The 19,136-nt window shown below is 69.3% G+C and carries 14 protein-coding genes; 9 read left to right on the top strand and 5 right to left on the bottom strand.

The genetic code is table 11. From position 1 onward, the window contains the following. Nucleotides 1-83 precede the first annotated feature (83 nt). On the top strand, nucleotides 84-1,253 hold the full coding sequence (locus tag ACIA77_RS16725) for an SPFH domain-containing protein (protein ID WP_395886765.1): 1,170 nt from the start codon (nucleotides 84-86) through the stop codon (nucleotides 1,251-1,253). A 33-nt stretch (nucleotides 1,254-1,286) separates the two neighbouring features. Next, nucleotides 1,287-2,684 carry a hypothetical protein gene (locus ACIA77_RS16720; RefSeq protein ID WP_395886764.1) on the top strand — a complete coding sequence of 466 codons (1,398 nt, stop codon included), beginning with the start codon at nucleotides 1,287-1,289 and terminating at the stop codon, nucleotides 2,682-2,684. A gap of 83 nt (nucleotides 2,685-2,767) precedes the next feature. Here the strand turns inward: ACIA77_RS16720 and ACIA77_RS16715 are convergent, their stop codons facing one another. Together ACIA77_RS16715 and ACIA77_RS16710 are read right to left on the bottom strand one after the other, a co-directional pair. Beyond that, nucleotides 2,768-5,590: a hypothetical protein gene (locus tag ACIA77_RS16715; protein WP_395886763.1), complete on the bottom strand. Its 2,823-nt coding sequence runs from the start codon at nucleotides 5,588-5,590 to the stop codon at nucleotides 2,768-2,770. A gap of 65 nt (nucleotides 5,591-5,655) precedes the next feature. Beyond that, nucleotides 5,656-6,420, bottom strand: coding sequence for a GntR family transcriptional regulator (locus ACIA77_RS16710; protein ID WP_395886762.1), 765 nt, complete (start codon nucleotides 6,418-6,420; stop codon nucleotides 5,656-5,658). Nucleotides 6,421-6,514: 94 nt separating this feature from the next. Between ACIA77_RS16710 and ACIA77_RS16705 the strand changes: the two genes are divergently transcribed. Together ACIA77_RS16705 and ACIA77_RS16700 are read left to right on the top strand one after the other, a co-directional pair. Further along, the gene (locus ACIA77_RS16705; protein WP_395886761.1) at nucleotides 6,515-7,090 is read left to right on the top strand and encodes a hypothetical protein; all 576 of its coding nucleotides are present in this window, start codon (nucleotides 6,515-6,517) and stop codon (nucleotides 7,088-7,090) included. A 177-nt stretch (nucleotides 7,091-7,267) separates the two neighbouring features. Then, nucleotides 7,268-8,674 (top strand): hypothetical protein, encoded by a 1,407-nt coding sequence (locus ACIA77_RS16700; protein ID WP_395886760.1) that lies wholly within the window; start codon nucleotides 7,268-7,270, stop codon nucleotides 8,672-8,674. 24 nt (nucleotides 8,675-8,698) lie between these two features. On the opposite strand, the gene ACIA77_RS16695 is transcribed toward ACIA77_RS16700, so the two are convergent. The 3 genes from ACIA77_RS16695 to ACIA77_RS16685 all read right to left on the bottom strand — a co-directional run bounded on the left by ACIA77_RS16695 (nucleotide 8,699) and on the right by ACIA77_RS16685 (nucleotide 13,022). Then, entirely contained in the window at nucleotides 8,699-9,547 is an 849-nt protein-coding gene (locus tag ACIA77_RS16695) for a phosphotransferase family protein (RefSeq protein ID WP_395886759.1), read from the bottom strand. Between the two features lie 85 nt (nucleotides 9,548-9,632). Next, nucleotides 9,633-11,804 carry a 3-hydroxyacyl-CoA dehydrogenase NAD-binding domain-containing protein gene (locus ACIA77_RS16690; protein WP_395886758.1) on the bottom strand — a complete coding sequence of 724 codons (2,172 nt, stop codon included), beginning with the start codon at nucleotides 11,802-11,804 and terminating at the stop codon, nucleotides 9,633-9,635. 6 nt (nucleotides 11,805-11,810) lie between these two features. After that, on the bottom strand, nucleotides 11,811-13,022 hold the full coding sequence (locus ACIA77_RS16685; protein ID WP_395886757.1) for an acetyl-CoA C-acetyltransferase: 1,212 nt from the start codon (nucleotides 13,020-13,022) through the stop codon (nucleotides 11,811-11,813). A 159-nt stretch (nucleotides 13,023-13,181) separates the two neighbouring features. On the opposite strand from ACIA77_RS16685, the gene ACIA77_RS16680 reads away from it, so the two are divergent. The 5 genes from ACIA77_RS16680 to ACIA77_RS16660 all read left to right on the top strand — a co-directional run bounded on the left by ACIA77_RS16680 (nucleotide 13,182) and on the right by ACIA77_RS16660 (nucleotide 19,100). Continuing rightward, on the top strand, nucleotides 13,182-14,363 hold the full coding sequence (locus tag ACIA77_RS16680; protein ID WP_395886756.1) for a TetR/AcrR family transcriptional regulator: 1,182 nt from the start codon (nucleotides 13,182-13,184) through the stop codon (nucleotides 14,361-14,363). Between the two features lie 222 nt (nucleotides 14,364-14,585). Further along, on the top strand, nucleotides 14,586-15,788 hold the full coding sequence (locus tag ACIA77_RS16675) for a low temperature requirement protein A (protein ID WP_395887035.1): 1,203 nt from the start codon (nucleotides 14,586-14,588) through the stop codon (nucleotides 15,786-15,788). A 125-nt stretch (nucleotides 15,789-15,913) separates the two neighbouring features. Continuing rightward, nucleotides 15,914-17,209, top strand: coding sequence for an acyl-CoA dehydrogenase family protein (locus tag ACIA77_RS16670; protein ID WP_395887034.1), 1,296 nt, complete (start codon nucleotides 15,914-15,916; stop codon nucleotides 17,207-17,209). Between the two features lie 17 nt (nucleotides 17,210-17,226). Next, a complete protein-coding gene (locus tag ACIA77_RS16665; protein ID WP_395886755.1) occupies nucleotides 17,227-18,435 on the top strand; it encodes an acyl-CoA dehydrogenase family protein in 1,209 nt (402 codons plus the stop codon). 242 nt (nucleotides 18,436-18,677) lie between these two features. Further along, nucleotides 18,678-19,100, top strand: a complete 423-nt coding sequence (locus tag ACIA77_RS16660; RefSeq protein ID WP_395886754.1) for a hypothetical protein — start codon at nucleotides 18,678-18,680, stop codon at nucleotides 19,098-19,100. Nucleotides 19,101-19,136 lie beyond the last annotated feature (36 nt).

Raw genomic sequence — 19,136 nt, 5'->3', positions numbered from 1 at the left:
ACCCGCGCCTCGACGGAGCGCACGGTACTGTGTCGGCGGGCCGGAGACGGCCCGGAACCGACGAAGGCTACGGGGGCCAGGGCGTGGGGATTTTCGACAAGATCCGCGGCGAGTTCATCGACATCATCGAGTGGACCGACGACAGCCGGGACACGATCGTGTGGCGCTTCCCGCGCTACGAGAACGAGATCAAGATGGGCGCCAAGCTCACCGTCCGCGAATCGCAGGCCGCGGTCTTCGTCAACGAGGGCCAGGTCGCCGACGCCTACCCGCCGGGCATGTACACGCTGCAGACGCAGAACATGCCGATCATGTCCACCCTCAAGGGCTGGAAGTACGGGTTCAACTCGCCGTTCAAGGCCGAGGTCTACTTCGTCAACACGCGGCAGTTCACCGACCTCAAGTGGGGGACGCAGAACCCGATCATCCTGCGCGACCCGGAGTTCGGCATGGTCCGGCTCCGCGCGTTCGGCGGGTACGCGGTGCGCGTCGTCGAGCCGGTCGCACTGCTCAAGGAGCTCGCGGGCACCGACCCGCAGTTCCGCACCGAGGAGGTCTCCGAGTACCTCCGGCAGATGATCATCGGCAAGCTCGGCCCGGCTATCGCCGCGGCGAAGGTGCCGATGCTCGACCTGGTCACCCAGCAGGACCGGATCGGCGGCGCGATCGCCAACGCGCTCAACGTCGAACTGCGCACCAACGGCATCGAGATCTCGAAGTTCATCATCGAGAACATCTCGGTCCCGCCCGAGGTCGAGGCCGCGATGGACAAGCGGACCCAGATGGGCGTGGTCGGCGATCTCGACCAGTACACGAAGTTCCAGTCCGCCAATGCGATCGAGGCGGCCGCGAACAACCAGGGCGGCGCGGGTGAAGGCCTGGGCATCGGCCTCGGCATGGCGCTCGGCCAGCGGGCCGCCGGGCCGCAGGGCGCGCCGCAGCAGCAGTACCAGCAGCAGCCCCAGTACCAGCAGCAGCCACAGCAGCAGTACCAGCAGCAGCCGCCGTCCGCGCCGACGCCGCAGATGCCGCCGCCGCTGCCGCAGTCCGAGCAGTGGTTCCTCGGGGCGAACGGCCAGCAGCTCGGCCCGTTCGACCGCAACCAGCTGGGGCAGCAGATCTCCTCCGGCACGCTGACCCGGGAGACCCTCGTGTGGAAGTCCGGGATGCCGCAATGGACGCCGGCCTCGCAGGTGCCGGAGGTCTCGCCGATGTTCGGCGCGACCCCGCCGCCGCTGCCGCCGCAGTCCTGAGCCGTCCAGACTCATCCAGCGGGGGGAGCCGCCATGACCAACCCGAACTATCCGCACAACGGCCCGATGCCGACCGGACCCGGACCCGTGCCTGGTGGCCCGATGCCGGGCGCGCCCGTGCCCGGTGGCACGTTGCCCGGCGGCCCGATGGCGGGTGGCCCCATGCCCGGCGGCCCGATGCCGGGTGGCCCGATGCCGGGCGCGCCGATGCCTGGTGGCCCCATGCCGGGCGGACCCATGCCTGGTGGCCCGGCGCAGTCCGGGCCGCCGCCCGCTTTCGCACCGGACAACACGGCCGCGACCACCTACCCGTGCGGCGGCTGCGGCGCCCGCCTGGAGTTCGCGCCGGGGTCGACCGCGATGCAGTGCCCGTATTGCGGGTACCGCCAGGAGATCACGGCGGGCGACCGGCAGATCCACGAGATCGCGTTCGCCGACCTGACCAACCTGGCCCGCAAGCCGATCGCCACGATCGGCCAGTACGTCTTCAAGTGCCAGCGCTGCGGCGCCACCACCGAGACGAACGAAACGGCCAGTCTGTGCCAATTCTGCGGCGCCCCCTTGGTGATCGACGCGAACGCGTCCGGGCAGCTCGTGCCCGAAGGCGTGCTGCCGTTCCAGTTCGACAAGGGCGCGGTGAGCACGCACCTGAAGAAGTGGACCAATTCGCGGTGGTTCGCTCCGAACGCGCTGAAGAAGGTCGGCACCGCCGAGTCCACCAAGAGCACCTACATCCCGCACTGGACCTACGATTCGCAGACGGACACCGTCTACTCCGGACAGCGCGGTGAGCACTACTGGGTCACCGAGACCTACTACGACAACGGGCAGCGCAAGACCCGCCAGGTGCGGCGCACGCGCTGGTACCCGGCGGGCGGCCGGGTGGACCGCTTCTTCGACGACGTGCTGGTGCCGGGCAGCACTCAGCTGCCACCGAAGGAGCTCGACCGGCTCGCCCCGTGGCCGCTGGAGCAGGCCGAGCCGTACCAGCCGCAGTTCCTCGCCGGGCATTTCGCCCTGCGCTACGACATCGAGGCCGAAACCGGCTTCGAGGAAGCCAAGCGCCGAATGGCAACGGTCATCGAGGACGACTGCCGCCACGACATCGGCGGCGACGAGCAGCGCGTGCAGTCGATGAACACCCAGCACCGCGACGTCACCTTCAAACTGATGCTCCTCCCGGTCTGGGTCGCCACCTACGTCTACGGCGGCAAGAACTGGCGGATCCTCGTCAACGGCCGCACCGGCGAAGTGCAGGGTGAACGGCCCTACAGCAAGGTCAAGATCGCCATCGCGGCCATCCTCGCCCTCATCGTCATCGCCGCGATCGTCTACTTCGTCGCGATCCGCGGCCACAGCACCAGCTCGTCGCATTCGGTGTCGACCACCCACTCGACCAGCCACCACACCACGCCCACGCACCACCGTTGAGCGCGGCCCGCCGTCCGTGCCCTCGCTTCGGCGGAGGCTCAGTCGGCGGGCCACTCGTACGGCAGGTCGTCCCGATCGCCGGCTCAGGAATCCACCGGGCACCACGGATCGGACGTCCGCCCCGCCGCCATCCCGCAGAAGCCGTGCAGCGCGCGGTCCACCTCGCCGCCTTCGACGCGCAGCACCGAGACCGGCTTCGCTTCCGGGACGTGGCGGGCGATGTCGCCGCCGTAGTCGATGGTGCCGGTGACGCCTTCGATGTACTTGTTGGTCTGGCTCTCGTCCGGACGTGAGGTGTGGATGGCCGTGATCTCGCGCCACACCGCGCCCGGGGTGACCGGGATGTTCGCGGACGTCTCGCGCAGGTAGGCGGTGGCCGTGATCATCACCAGCGCCGCGTCGTAGGACAGGGCGGCGTGACCGTCGTAGGAGCGGCCGCGTTCGGTCTGTTCGAACGGGAACAGCGTGTGGTTGAGCGTGGTGTAGAAGTCCCGCGCGAGGCCCTCCGGGGTGGTGGCCGGCTCACTCGCGAAGGACAAGTAGTAGTACGGCAGAGCACGGTTCTGCTCGCGCGCCACCTGATCGGCGACGTAGCGGGACACGTCGTCGTCGCCGATGATCGTCGCGGTGCTGCCGCACTGGGCGGCGCCGGCCACGAAGTCGCCGAAGTCGGGCACGCCGCGACCGGCGAACACGACGAACCCCGGGTACGAGCACGTGTCCCGGCCCGCCGCCGCGGCGTTGCCCACGACGCGTTCGCCGTAGCGGTCGTGCGACGCGGAGCCGGGCGTCGTGCCGTCCGGCTCGAACGCCCGCGCCTCGACCGTGATCCCCTTGCCCCGGAAGGACTTCAGGAGGTCGTCGCGCAGGTTGGTGCTGTAGGTGTCGGAGTCGTCGTCGGAGTAGTACACACGCAGCGTGCGCGGGCCCGGCTGCTGCGCCACGAACGCCGCGGCGACGGCCGCCTCGCGCCGGTTCTGCGGCGCCACCTGGAAGTACACGGGGTTCTGGTCGGCGAGCCCGTCGGCCGACAGCGTCGACGCCACCACAGGCAGCCCGGCGTCGCCGAGCGCGCGGATCGTGTCCATGGTCGGCCGGCTGCTCATGTCCAGTCCGACCACGCCGACGATGCTGCGGTCCTGCTCGGCCATCCGGCTCAGCTGACGCGCGACCTCCACACCGTGGAGCATGCCGAGCCCGGCGTTCGCGACGAGCACGCGCACGATCGGCTCGGCCGTGGCCGTCGCGGTGAGCTGCCGCAGCTGCGCCACCGCGACGCCCTCCAGTGACTCGCGCTCCGCGGTCAGGCCGTCGGCCGTGCCGTTGGACGACGTGAGCGCCTCGAGGTCGACGAGCGTGATGTACGGCCGCTCCGGGTGCGCGGCGTGCAGTTCGGCCGCGCGCCGGTTCTGGTCCGCGATCACCGCCGCGACCTGGCGGATCGTGTCGTCGACGGGCTGGAAGACCGTGACCGCGCCGTCGGACACGCCGACGCACTCCGTACCCGTCCACGTGAGCCACTCGCTCGACGTGCCGCAGTGGCTCGTGCGGAAGTCGTCGTACCGCACCGCGACGAACCCCGCCACGAGCAGCACCACCGCGGCCGGCACCCCGATGCGCATCCACCGCGTCGCCCACCACGGCGGCCGTGACTGCCGGCGCCGCAGCACGTACGTGCCACCGAGCGCCTGGAGGTCCTTGCGCGCTTCGGTCTGCTGTTCGGGCGAGCCGACGTGGTCGAGCCCGATCGGCAGGTACCAGGCCGAGTCCTTGCGCGCGCGGCGGTCGTTGAGCAGCGCGTGCTGCCAGGCCCGGTAGGCGCTGCCCGCCTTGACCGCCGTCCACTTGGGACGGTCCTTGCTCGGCTCCGCGTCGGGTGGCGGGGCGTCGCTCGCGCTGACCACCAGCAGCGGGTCGAACAAGCCGGTCTGGTTGCGGACGTCGTTGATCAGCTTCAGCAGCCGGTAGCCGCCGTTGGTCTTGGTGACGTGATCGAGCAGCAGCACGGGGTAAGTCATGCGCCGACGGCGGAAGAACCGCATCCGGTAGCCGCGGCGGAGATCTTCGAGAAACGCGTTGACCAGCAGCCGGCCGACGAACTCGGGAGACTCCTTGGTCCGCTCGGTCTCGGTGAGCCGCAGCGCGAACCGCACGAAGCTGCCCGACATCTCCGGCGCGAGGTGCGGCTGCTTCAGGAACCACCGGTACCGGCCCGACAGCAGCGGCACTCGCCCGGTGACGGCGAGCCGGAACGTCGCGATCGTCAGCAACCGCAACACCAGCAACGAGAACTTCCACGTGAAGTTGTCCGGCACCAGCTTCGTGCCGACGTCCTCGATCGCCGCGTCGAACCGCGCCGTCACGCCGTTCTGCCGCAACCGCCGCAGCAACATCCGCTCCGGGGGCGTCGGATCACTGTCGGACAGTTTCTCGCCCATCAGCTGCACGACGAGCGTGAACAGCCCGAACCGCAGGCCGCTGCCGCGGGATCGCGGGCTGCGCAGCAATTCCTTGCGCGCGTCCCACAGGATGTCCCGGATCGCCTCGACACTCTGCTCGGTCGCTAGCCCGTCGGTGTCGGTCGCGGCCCGGTCGCCGAGCGGGAGGTGGGCGTAGCGGACCCCACCGCTGGGGCGGGCGCTGCGCAACCGCTTCGCGAGCTCCCCGAGCACCCCCTCGCACGCATCCGACCGGACCAGGCACACCATGGGCAACCCCTTGCGCCCGGCGCGTTCCTGCTGGTACCCCGGCTCCCACTCGACGTTCGCCTGGTGCAGAGACCGGGGCAGATCCCCCATCCGCGGCCGCTGGTAGAGCGCGCCGATGAGCTTCACCAGCTTGTCGGACCCCGTGAAGGCGAGGGAGTCGCGCTGGTGCTCCTCGGTCGGTGTCGTGGTCTGGTCCATGAACCAGTTTCACATGCCAGCGGCGGGAGGGGGCCCGGCATTTCTGCCGTCCCACCTGCGGATGCTCAGTCGGCGGGCCACTCGTACGACAACTCGTACCGATCGCCGGCGAGGACCATGTCGTTCATCTCGAGCGGCGTACCGTCGGTCCCGTAGGCCACCCGGGTGACGGTGATGACCGGGACACCGTCGGCGAGCTGCAACAACGCCGTTTCCTCCGGCGACGGCATTCTGGCCCCGACTTGCTCGGTGAACGAGCCGAGCGTGTGCCCTGCTTCTTCAAGCCGCGCGTAGGTGCCACCGGGTCCGGTGTCGGGTTGCTCGATGGCCGTGCCTCGTGTGAACACGCGAGGAAGCCTCGACACCGCAAGCTGAACCACCTGGTCGTCGGCCCGCATCACTCGATCCCGAACGGTTACCTCGGTTGCGTCCGCGATCGCGAGCCGGTTCGCCACCCGGGAATCCGCGGCTTCGAACCGCACCTCGACCGACGCCGAAGGGACGAAACCCCGGGCCTCGGCATCGGCGCGAAACGCACCGCGGTCGCTCTGCCGTGCAGCACGGGACAACCGGGTAGCCGCCACCCGCTCCTGCACGATCGCCGGCGGCCGGACGAAGACCCCGCGACCGTGTTCCGAAGTCACCAATCCCTCGGACCGCAACATGTTCACGGCTTCCCGAACGGTCGGACGTGAAACGCCGTAGGTCTCGACCAGTTCGCGTTCGCTCGGCAACTGCTCACCCGGCGCGTAGTGGCCGGCCGCGATCTTCTCGCGCAAGTCGCCGGCAACCTGCCGGAACGCAGGAATGCCACTTCGGCGGTTCACCATGCGAGCATTCTTGCACTCATCAGCTTGTCTTGACCAGTTGGACCACCTGTGGAACCGTAGGCCATCAACTCATCCTGACAAGTTGGTGGTAACAATGGACGCGCACGAAGCGCTGTCGGCTCAAGTGGCGATGGCCAGAACCCGCCTGGAGGAAGTCCGCGAAGCCCGTCGCTGGACGTTGGCCAACATCCAGGAGATGACCGGCATGCCCAGCCGCGTCACGGCGGCGCGCTGGTGGTACCGCGCGCCGAATTCGCACGGTTTGCACGCGCTGGGCCGCTACGCCCACGAGCTGGGCTGCACCATCCGCCTACTGCTCGTCGAAGACGACCCCGCGCAGCGCCTCTTGCCGTGGCGCGAACGGATGCCGCACTCCGACCACCCGCTCATGGCCGACCCCGACGCCGGCGCGATGGCCGAACCGTGGCGGCTGCAAACCGAACTGCGCCAAGCCCGAATAGCCGCCGGCAAGTCCCGCGCCGACCTTGCCACAGCGCTCGAAACGAGCGTGATCCACATCTGGCGGCTCGAGCACAGCCCGTCGGTGCACGATTCGGCGCTGTGCGATTTCCTGATGTACGCACGGCTTCTCGGCTACACCGTGCGCCTGGAACTCGCGCGCGAACCAGCCAACGCCGGACAAGATCTGCTCTCGCTCGGCGCTCACTGAGCCGAACGAGTGGCGTTGGGACCACCAGCCGACGATCTTCGCTGGTCAATCGCCAACCAATACGAAGAGTCACCGCATGAATGCAAATCACCCTCCCCTGGGCGGCAGACAACGCTTGAGAAATGCGGTGTGTTGGAGAGCGGTCAGGAATGACCGACGAAGGGGAGGCGGACGACTGTGGCGTTGAAAGACGCGCTGGATCAGCTCTCGACCAGTTCTCACGTAGCGATTCACTCAACCGCGGAGCTCGCCGGCGCGGTGGCTCAACAAGCTGCGAAAGAGGACAAGAAGCGGCGCGAAATCGGACAACCCGATTTGCCGCGGAAACATGATCTGAAACCGGTACGCAGCGCGGAACACCAGCATGGATTCAGGATCACTCCCTGGGAGATACTTCAAACGTTCGGCCGCGCAACCACTTTGTCCGGGCACAGCCCCTCGCGCGGTCTGTCCCAGCATTGGAACTGCCTGCGGTACTTGACAACACTCGAAGCTCGAGGCGGTCGCATGACGCTCTCGACCGAAGCGCGGCAGAACCCCAGGTACTACAACAAAGGCGTGCAGGCTCAAGAGCTCGGAATAGCTTTCGCCCTGACCGCGGCACGGAAAATCCTCGAGTGCAGACATCCCGGCTATCGCTTCGAGGCGGTCGATGTCGACCTGGCACTCGACGCCGGCTGGGCATTGCGCGGCGCCGGTACCCAGGGAATTCGACCTGCGCGCGGCTACCGGCCTGGGCAGTTCCTGGTCGGGAGGAAGCCCGGCGAGCCGCTCCGGATCGTCCTCGTGGACGGACGGGGCTCACACGGCGACCGCAACTACCAGCACCAACAGCTGAGGACGTCTGCCGAACGAGTCGAAGTGATAGCTCTCGGCGACCGGCATGGTCAGCCGAAGCCGGTACCGAGCCTGCTGATGACGACAGCATTCGCCGCAGAAGCAGGCATCGAGATGCGTATGCTGGACCCCGCAGGTGACGGTGTGCTCGCCAGCCCCGGTGGACCGAGCGCTGATGTTCACGGCGCGGTCGCCCAAGTGAACAACTTCCCGGACATCCAATGGACCGAACAGGGCCGAACGGTGAGCCGGCCCGGGTTCCACCTCACCCCGGACAGGTTCGAGTGGTTTTCTCGGGTGCTCGTACGTGCACGTGCCGCGTCCCTGCTGACCTTCGTCGGCGATCGCCAGAGCGCAGCCCAATACCTGACGGAGCGACAACAATTGCGGCTAGGCAAGGACCACGCGCCGTATGCGGTGAACGCCGAGTGCGACGTCAGTGTGACACTCGGCGGGGTCGAACTCGTCGGGACCGATCACGTTTTCAGATTCGAGGGCCAGCGTGTGGAAGTCTTCTCGGGGATACCGAAGGACCTATACGAGTTGCTCACGCGGGATGGCGGAACACGGAACTACGCCGACCAGGTCGCGGGTGCCGTCGCCGATTGGAAGAGGCGCCTCCCGGCGATTCAAGCCGACTGGGACGGGATCGCGACCATCGACGGCGACGGCGCCGTGATGGCTCTGCGCCCGCTCGGAGGAAAGGGGCCGCAGCTCAAATCGTCGTCGCCGCGTCCGGGCCTTTGAGCACCTCCGCCGTCGGTCCTGAGTTCAGCCGTGGCGACGCAGCAGTTCCTCAGTCCAGGTCGTGTGCCGGCGGCGTAGCTCGGTTGCCGTGAGGTCGGCGCGGCCGAGGTCGCGGTAGTTCGGGACCCAGGTTTCGACGGAGCGGTGCGAACGGGCGAGCGTCCACAGGTCCCAGAGCCGCGGGTCGGCGAGGCGAAAGCCGATGGCGTTCTCATACGCCGCGAGGAAAACGTCGGCCAGGGCTTCGCCGTGGAGGAGGTAGAGGTCGAGGCGGCACCAGCCGACGTCGTAGCCGGCGGGCCCGCGGGCGGCGCCCTCCCAGTCGACGACGCCGGTGAGGGTGCCGTCGAGCCAGAGGACGTTGCCGGACTGGTAGTCGCCGTGGGTCAGGACATGCGGGGTGGTCAGGATGGGGTTTTCCCAGGCGGCGTCGACGAACGGTGCGGCGGGACCGGACAGCCGGGACCGGTAGCCGCGGCGGTCGAACACGGGGGCGAAGTGCGCGGGCGCGGCGGCCGTGTGAACGCGGGCCAGCGTCTGCCCGAGCTGCGTCGCGCAGGTGTGCGGGTCGGCCGGGTGGATGTCGGCCGAGCCGGGGAGCCGGCTGATGAGGACCCAGGATTCGCCGCGGGCGAGGAAAATCGGGGCGAGACCGCCCAAGGAGTCGAGCGCGGTGAGGACGCGTTCCTCGTCGAGGGCCGCAGGGTCGCCGGCGGGGAACTCGCGCAGGATCAGGTCGCGCCGCGGGTTGGCGGTTCGCACCGCGTACGTCGTGGCGTGGGAGCCGCCAGCGAGGGGCCGGACGTCGGCCAAGGTAGCGGACGGGCCGGCGAGGCGAGTTGCCCGGGCGAGCGCGGCGGAGGCGGGAGGCATGACGACGAGCGTGCCCTCGGCGCCGAGACGAACGCGGGCCGCCCCCGCGGGAAAGCTCCCACGGGGGCGGCCCGGACTGCGCTGCCTATTCGTAGATCTCGCCCTTGGCGGCCTTCGCCACCAGCGATTCCGGCGGCAGGAAGTGGTCGCCGTAGCGGGCCGCGAGTTCGCGGGAGCGGTCGACGAAGCCCTGCAGGCCGCCCTTGTACTGGTTGATGTACTGGATGACACCACCGGTCCACGCCGGGAACCCGATGCCGAAGATCGAGCCGATGTTGGCGTCGGCGACGGACGTCAGCACGCCCTCGTCGAAGCACTTCACGGTCTCGAGCGCCTCGGCGAAGAGCATGCGCTCCTTGAGGTCCTCGAAGGGCACGTCGCCGGTGCCGGACTTGAAGGCGTCGCGCAGGCCGGGCCACAGGCCGGTGCGCTTGCCGTTCTCGTCGTACTCGTAGAAGCCCGCGCCGGTGCTGCGGCCCTTGCGGTCGTACTCGTCCACCATGCGGTCGATGACGGCCTCGGACGCGTGCGGCGTCCAGGTGCCGCCGGCCGCCTCGACGGCCGCCTTGGTCTCGAGGCGGATCTTGCGCGGCAGCGTGAGCGTCAGCTCGTCCATCAGCTGCAGCGGCGGCGCCGGGTAGCCGGCCTGCGAACCCGCCTGCTCGATCGACGCCGGCTCGACGCCCTCGCCCAGCGCGGCGACGGCCTCGTTGATGAACGTGCCGATCACGCGCGAGGTGAAGAAGCCGCGGCTGTCGTTGACGACGATCGGGGTCTTCTTGATCTGCAGGGTGTAGTCGAAGACCTTCGCCAGCGTCGCGGGCGCCGTCTTCTCACCGCAGATGATCTCGACCAGCGGCATCTTGTCCACCGGCGAGAAGAAGTGGATCCCGATGAAGTCCTCGGTCCGCTGCACGCCCTCGGCGAGCGTGGTGATCGGCAGGGTCGAGGTGTTGGAACCCAGCACCGCGTCGGAGTTCACGACGCCCTCGATCTCGCCGAACACCTTGTGCTTCAGCTCGACGCTCTCGAACACGGCCTCGATCACGAAGTCGACCCCCGCGAAGTCGGCCGCGTCGGCGGTCGGCTTGATGCGGGCCAGCAGCTCGTCGGACTTCTCCTTCGTGGTCTTGCCCCGGGAGAGAGCCTTCTCCTCGAGCTTGACCGCGTAGCCCTTGCCCTTGTCGGCGGCTTCCTGCGAGACGTCCTTGAGCACCACGTCGATGCCGGCCTTCGCCGACACGTACGCGATCGCGGCGCCCATCATCCCGGCGCCGAGCACACCCACCTTGCGGGCGGTGTACTTCTCGAAGCCGTCCGGACGCGAGCCGCCCGAGTTGATCGTCTGCAGGTCGAAGAAGAACGCCTTCGTCATGTTCTTCGAGACCTGCCCGATGGCGAGGCTCACGAAGTAGCGCGACTCGACCTTGATCGCGGTGTCGAAGTCGACCTGCGCGCCCTCGATGGCCGCGGCCAGGATCGCGCGCGGCGCCGGCATCGGCGCACCCTTCAGCTGCTTGCGCAGGTTCGCCGGGAACGCGGGCAGGTTCGCCGCGAAGCTCGGGTTCGACGGGGTGCCGCCCGGGATCTTGTAGCCCTTGACGTCCCACGGCTGCACGCCGCCCTCGGGGTTGGCCTTGATCCACGCCTTGGCGGCGGGCACCAGCTCCTCGACGGTGTCGACGACCTCGTGCACCAGGCCCAGCTCCAGCGCCTTGCGCGGCTTGTGGCGCGTGCCCTGCAGCAGCACGTTGAGCAGCGCGTTCTGGATGCCCAGCAGCCGCACGGTGCGCACGACGCCGCCACCGCCGGGCAGCAGGCCCAGCGTGACCTCGGGCAGGCCGATCTGGCTGCCTTTCGCGTCGGCCGCGATGCGTCGGTGCGTCGCGAGCGCGATCTCGAGACCGCCGCCGAGCGCGGCGCCGTTGATGGCCGCGACCACCGGCTTGCCGAGCAGCTCGATGCGCCGCATGTGGTCCTTCATCTGCGTGCTCGACGCGGCGAAGGCCTCGGCGTGCTCCGGCTTCGCCTTGATCAGGTCACGCAGGTCGCCGCCGGCGAAGAACGTCTTCTTGGCCGACGTGATCACCACACCGGTGAGGTCGTCCTTCTCCGCCTCCAGCCGCTCGACTGTCGCGGCGAGCGACTCGCGGAAGTCGGCGTTCATCGTGTTGGCCGACTGGTTCGGGTCGTCGAGGGTCAGCGTGACGATGCCGTCCGCGTCCTTCTCCCAGCGGATGGTCTTGCTCTCAGCCATTTGTCCTCACACCCGCTCGATGATGGTCGCGACGCCCATGCCGCCGCCGATGCACAGGGTCACCAGGGCGCGGCGCGCCTGGCGGCGTTCGAGCTCGTCGACCATGGTCCCGAGGATCATCGCGCCGGTGGCGCCGAGCGGGTGGCCCATGGCGATCGCGCCGCCGTTGACGTTCACCTTCTCGTCCGGCAGGTGCAGGTCCTTCTGCCACTTGAGCACGACGGACGCGAACGCCTCGTTGAGCTCCCACAGGTCGATGTCGTCCGGGGTCAGGCCCGCGGTTTTGAGCACCTTCTTGGTGGCCGGCGTGGGGCCGGTGAGCATGATCGTCGGCTCGGAGCCGATGGAGGCGGTGGCGACGATGCGCGCTCGCGGCGTGAGGCCGAAGCGCTTGCCGACCTCTTCGCTGCCGACGAGCACGATGGCCGCGCCGTCGACGATGCCCGAGGAGTTGCCGCCCGTGTGGACGTGGTCGATCTTCTCGACCTGGTGGTACTTCTGCAGCGCGACGGCGTCGAAGCCGCCCATCTCGCCGATGGCGGTGAACGCCGGCTTGAGCTTGGCCAGGCCCTCGACGGTGGAGCCGGGGCGGCGGTGCTCGTCGTGGTCGAGGATCGTGACGCCGTTGATGTCCTTCACCGGCACCACGGACTTCGCGAAGTAGCCGCCGGCCCAGGCCGCCTCGGCCTTCTCCTGCGAGCGGACCGCGAACCGGTCGACGTCCTCGCGGCTGAAGCCCTCCATCGTCGCGATCAGGTCGGCGCCGATGCCCTGCGGCACGATGTACTCGTCGTACGCCGTGGTCGGGTCCATGAACAGCGCGCCGCCGTCGGACCCCATCGGCACGCGCGACATGGATTCCACGCCGCCCGCGATGATCAGCTGGTCCCAGCCCGAGCGCACCTTCTGCGCCGCGACGTTGGTGGCCTCGAGGCCCGACGCGCAGAAGCGGTTGAGCTGCACACCCGCGACCGTCTCGGGCAGGCCGGCCACGAGGGCGGCCGTGCGCGCGATGTCGGCGCCCTGCTCACCCACCGGGGAGACGACGCCGAGCACGATGTCGTCGATCGCCTGCGGGTCGAGGTTCGGGTGGCGGACCTTGAGCTCTTCGATCAGCCCGACCACCAGGTCGAGCGGCTTGGTGCCGTGGAGGGCACCGCCCTTGTTCTTGCCCCGAGGCGTGCGCATCGCCTCGTAGATGTAGGCCTCGCTACTCACTGAACACTCCTCCGCGCAGCGGCGTGGTTGGACACTTCGGTGTATCTCGCCGTCGATCGTACTGTCCGGCTGACGCTAATGCCCATTAACATAAGCCTCCGGAACCCGATGGTGTCAATGGGTTGCCCGTGTTCCGAAAGGCGCTATCGTCGGTTCACCATGAAGACTCCGGATCGCCCGTCGCGACTGCGCGACCGCAAGGCCCAGCTCGCCGCGGTCGCCGCGGAGCTGTTCCGCGCCCGCGGCTTCCACGGAGTCGGCATCAACGACATCGCCGCCGCGGCGGGCGTCACGGGGCCCGCCCTGTACCGCCACTTCGCGGACAAGCAGGCGATCCTGGCCTACGTCGTGCTCGCCGGCATCGACGACATGGAGGCCGCGACCTCCGCGGCGCTGTCCGGCGCTCCCGACCAGCTGGACACCCTGCTCACGGGCCTCGCGACGCAGGCCGTCGAGCGGCGCGAGATCGCGGCACTGTGGCGCTGGGAAGGCCCCCACCTGCCGCGCGAAGAGCGGCGCGAGATCCGCCGCCGCTCGAGCGCGGTGCTGGACGCGTGGACGAAGGCCCTGCTGGCCGCCCGCACCGACCTGGCGGCCGACGACGCCGAGTTCCTGTGCTGGGGCGCGCTGTCGGTGTTCGGCAGCGTGGCGGTGCACCACACGACGGTCGCGCGCCGCCGGTTCGTGCCGCTGCTCGTCGAACTGGCCTCCGCTGTGCTGAACACCACACTGCCGGGCCCGGTCTCGGCCGCGCCCGACATCCCGAACGGCCTCGGCACCCCTTCCCGCCGCGAACAGATCCTCTCCGCCGCCACCACCCTGTTCGGCGAACGCGGCTTCCACGCGGTCAGCATGGAAGACATCGGCGCGGCGGCGGGCATCGCCGGCCCCAGCGTCTACCGCCACTTCCCCAGCAAGGCGGCCCTGATGGCCGCCATCGGCCACCGCGCCGCCGACCGCCTCGCGCTGGCCGCCGAGCAGGCCCTGCGGGCACCCGACGAGCTGACCGCCCTGCGCCGGCTGTCGGCTTCGTACGTGCACACGTTGCTCCACACGCCGAAACTACTGGTCTCCTTCACGGCCGACCGGGTCACCATGCCGGACCGCGAAAAGGCCGGCTTGCTCCGCGTCCAGCGCGATTACGTGGCCCAGTGGGTGACCCTGCTGGCCGCGATCTTCCCGTCGCTGCCCGCACGCGAGGCGAAGATCCGCGTCCACGCCGCCCTGACGATCGCGAACGACCTGACCCGCACGCGCCGCGTCAACGGGCGGCCGAATCTGGAGGCGGAGCTGACGGCATTGCTGCGGACGGTGCTGGAGTGTCCCGTCGAGGGCTGCTGAGGCGGTATTTCCCGAACTGGCAAGGGAACCGTGCTGATGGCGACTGACTGAAACCCAACGTCCACGGCTCCGACCGACCGGGAGCCGCGCAGGCACCCGCCTACACCGGAGGGCCGAGGGCTCGTACCGCCGCCTGGGACGCGGCGGATCCTGCAGCTCCCCTGAAAATCCGTCCTCCGCGAAATCGCTCCCGATCAACGTCTGGGCGTGCAAGCATTCCGGGTGCCCACCGGACGAAGACTGCACCTGGTCACGACGGACGAGGACCACCGGGTCTCCACGCTCGAGTTGTTCTTCGACCTCGTGTTCGTCTACGCGATCACGCAGACGACCCAGCTGATGGCCGACCACCTGAGCCCGCTCGGCGTCGTCGAGGGGTTGCTGGTGCTGGCGGTGCTGTGGTGGTGCTGGTGTTGCTACGCGTGGCTCGGTACGACGATCCACGTGGACCACGGCATCGCGCGGCTGGCGATGTTCGCAGCGATGGCCGTGATGTTCCTGCTGTCGCTCACGGTCCCGGAAGCGTTCACGGACCGGCCGGGCGGGCTGTACGGGCCGCTGCTGCTCGTCGCGTGTTACAGCGTCGTGCGAGTGTTGCACGAGGTCGCGTACCTGGGCGCGGCGCGGCACGACCCGGAGCTGCGGCGCGTGCTGTTGCGGATGTTGCGCGGGCTGGTGCCGAGCATCGCGCTGCTGGTCGTCGCGGCGTTCGTGCCGCAGCCGTGGCAGCTGGTGCTGTGGGTGGTGGCACTGGCGGTCGACTACGTGAACGTGTACTTCTCCGGCCCCGCCGGCTGGCGGCTCAACTCGCCGGGGCACTTCGCGGAGCGGTTCGGGCTGATCGTGATCATCGCGCTGGGCGAATCGATCGTGGCGATCGGGATCGGCATCGGGCCGGTGGCCATGACGTGGCTCATCGCCGGCTGCGCGATCTGCGGCATCGCACTGGCGGCCGGGATGTGGTGGACGTACTTCGACGTCGTCGCGCACGTCGCGGAGCACCGGCTGGCGAACGCGAAGGGGCTGGAGCGCACGAAGCTCGCGACGGACTCGTACACGTTCCTGCACCTGCCGCTCATCGCCGGCATCGTGCTGGTCGCGCTGGGGCTGAAGAAGGCGTTCCTGTACCTGTCCGACACGGCTCACCACCTGCCGGGCGAAGCGCTGCACGGCGTACCGATGTGGACACTCACCGGCGGTCTCGCGCTGTACCTCGTGGCGCTGAGTTCGTTGCGACGGCGCAACCTCGGCAGCTGGAACACGCAGCGGCTGGTGCTCGCCGCCGTGCTGCTGGCCGTGACGCCACTGCTGGAGCACGCGCCGGCCGCCGTGTCCGTGGTCGTGGCCGCGGTCGCGGTACTCGGGCTGATCACGTTCGAACGGCTCCCTTGGGCACGACGGCAGGTGCACCTGGCGTCGCGGTGACGAGCGCGTCGCCGGCGGTGCACCGTCCGGGACGACTGGCGATCTCTGCCGCACCGCGCTAACCTACTCGTCAGTAGGTAACGCGAGGGAGAGGCCACATGGCTGCGCCAAGGAAACGAGACGCGATGGGCTTCGGCCTGGCCGCGCTCACCCGGTTGGCCGGGAGCAGCGCGATCGACAAGGCCGGGCTGCGCGGGCCCGTGCAGAACCTGGTCAAGGCGGGCACCCGCAGCGGTTTCCGCGCGGTGGGGGCGGCCACGCGGTCGTTCAAATCCGCGCCGCGGCTCGGCAAGCCCGCACGGCTGGCGCCGGCCGGCGACACCGGTCTGTTCGACGTCACGCCCAGCGAGGACCAGCAGCTCATCACGGAGACGGTGACCGAGTTCGCCGCCGAGCAGCTGCGCCCGGCCGCCGCGGACGCCGACGCCAAGCTCGCCGCACCCGAAGGCCTGCTCACGCGGGCCGCGGAGCTGGGGATCAGCCTCGTCGGCATCCCGGAGGAACTCGGCGGAGCGGGCACGGAGCGTTCGGTGGTCACCAACGCGCTCGTCGCCGAAGCTCTGGCCCACGGTGATCTGGGGCTGGCCGTCGCGGTGCTGGCGCCGTCCGCGGTCAGCACGGCGCTCGTGGCGTGGGGCGACGAGCAGCAGCAGGCCGACTACGTGCCCGCGTTCGCCGGCGAGCAGGTGCCGGCCGCGGCGCTGGCGCTGCTGGAACGCACCCCGCTCGCCGACCCGTTCAAGCCCGCCACGAAGGCGAAGCGCACGCCGAAGGGTTACCAGCTCGACGGCGTGAAGTCGCTGGTGCCGCGCGCGGCGCAGGCCGAGCTGTTCATCGTCTCGGCCGACCTCGAAGGCCGCGGGCCGGCGTTGTTCCTCGTCGAGTCGTCGGCGGTGGGGCTCACGGTCGAGGCCGAGCCCGCGATGGGCCTGCGCGGCGCCGCGACCGGCAAGCTGCACCTGGAGAAGGTGGCGCTGCCCGCGGGCGCGCTGCTCGGCGGCGGCAAGGCCGACGTGTTCACCGAGGTCGTGCGCCTGTCGCGGCTGGGCTGGGCCGCGCTGGCGGCAGGGACGGCGAAGGCCGTGCTCGACTACGTGGTGCCGTACGTGAACGAGCGCACCGCGTTCGGCGAGCCGATCAGCCACCGGCAGGCGGTGGCGTTCTCCGTCGCCGACATCGCGATCGAACTGGAGGGCCTGCGCCTGGTGACGCTGCGCGCCGCCGCGCGGGCCGAGCAGGGCAAGGAGTACGCGCGGGAGGCCGCGCTTGCGCGCCGGCTGGCCGTCGACAAGGGCATGCAGATCGGCAACGCCGGGGTGCAACTGCTGGGCGGGCACGGCTTCGTGAAGGAGCACCCGGTTGAGCGCTGGTACCGCGACCTGCGGGCGATCGGCGTGATGGAAGGCGCCGTCCTCCTCTAGAAAGGCTTTGAGTTCCGATGATCAACCTCGAGGTTCCGAAGAAGGCCGGCGCGCTGGTCAACCAGGCGTACCAGGCCGCGGCCGAAGTGTTCCGGCCGATCTCGCGCAAGTACGACCGCGCGGAGCACACGTATCCGTCCGAATTGGACATGTTCGCCGCGCTGCTCGACGGTTTGAACTCCTCCGGTGAGGGCGGCGCGGGAGCGGCGGGGGTGCGCCGTTCGCGCGATTCCGGGTCCGGCGGGAACCGCAACGGTGCCAACCTCAACGTGGTGCTCGGCACCATCGAGATGTGCTGGGGCGACGTCGGCCTGCTGCTTTCCATGCCGCGTCAGGGATTGGGCAACGCCGCCATCAGCTCGGTCGCGACCGACGAGCAGCTCGAGCGGTTCGCCGGCTTGTGGGCCGCCATGGCCATCACCGAGCCCGACTGCGGCTCGGACTCCGCCGCCATCACCACCACGGCCATCCTCGACGGCGACGACTACGTGCTCAACGGCGAGAAGATCTTCGTGACCTCGGGCCAACGCGCCGACGCCGTGGTCGTCTGGGCCACTTTGGACCGGTCAAAAGGCCGCGCGGCCATCAAGTCCTTCGTGGTCGAGAAGGGCACGCCGGGCTTCGAAGTCGTGCGCGTGGAGCACAAGCTGGGCATCCGCGCGTCCGACACGGCCGTGCTGCGCTTCGAGAACTGCCGCGTCCCGCGCGAAAACCTGCTGGGCACCCCGGACGTCGACACGGCCAAGGGCTTCGCGGGCGTCATGCAGACGTTCGACAACACGCGCCCGCTGGTCGCCGCCATGGCCGTCGGCCTCGCCCGCGCGGCCCTCGACGAGACCCGCCACCTGCTGTCCACGGCCGGCGTCACCGTCGACTACGACCGCCCGGCCCACCTCCAACCCGCCGCGGCCGCCACCTTCCTCCAACTGGAAGCCGACTACGAATCCGCGTACCTCCTGACGCTCGAATCCGCGTGGATGGCGGACAACCGCAAGCCCAACTCCCTGCCCGCCTCCATGGCGAAAGCCAAGGCCGGCCGCACGGTCGTGGAGGTGACCCTGAAGTGCGTCGAATTGGCCGGCGCGTATGGGTACACGGAGGAATCGCTGCTGGAGAAGTGGGCTCGGGACGCCAAGATCCTGGACATTTTTGAAGGGACGCAACAGATCCAGCAGCTGATCGTGGCCCGAAGGGTGCTGGGAAAGACCAGCGCGCAGTTGAAGTAGCTTGCCCGTCACCCCCGCCCGGCCGCGGAGCTCCACCACGGCCGGGCGGGGGTCGGTTCGACACCCGCGGGAAGCGTCACACGAGCAAGCAGGCCAGTCTCGGCCGGGATGCTCAGCCAGACGACCCTCGCGAAGCAAGTGAGTTTTTCCCCAACACACCAGGCAATTCGCGGCTAAGGTGCGGAATATCGGATTGATCTCCGAAGGATCGATTTCCACACCTTTGCCCTAACCTTCCCGGCATGACGAATCCTGGGGTTTACGGCCCGCCGAGGGGCCTGGGTCAGGCTCGGATCTTCATGTGGATCCAGGTCGCGTTCAGCGTGCTGGCCGCGATCCTCATCCTGGTCCTCGCCGCTGCCGCGAGCAGCAACGGTGCCGAGGGAACGGGCTTGCTGGTCGTGATCGGCGTCATCAACTTCGTGATGGCCGTCGCGCTCGCGGTGTGCGCGGTGAAGCTGCCGTCGGGCCAGCAGTGGCCGTGGGTGACCGCGATCGTGGTCGAGGCGGTCATCGTCATCAACGGGATCGTGACGCTGATCAGCGAGGGCGCCACCGGCATCCTGCCGCTGGTCTTCGCCGCCCTCGCGTTGCGCGGCCTGCTGCACAAGGACGTCCGCGCGTGGGTCACCGCCCAGCGCGGCGGTCAGGCACCCGTGGTCTGACTCCTGACGAAACAGAGGGGTCGCCCGGGAGCACCT

The organism is Amycolatopsis sp. NPDC051903, from assembly GCF_044452505.1.
In the GTDB taxonomy this organism is placed as follows: domain Bacteria; phylum Actinomycetota; class Actinomycetes; order Mycobacteriales; family Pseudonocardiaceae; genus Amycolatopsis.
This window is presented reverse-complemented; position numbering and strand designations above follow the sequence as displayed.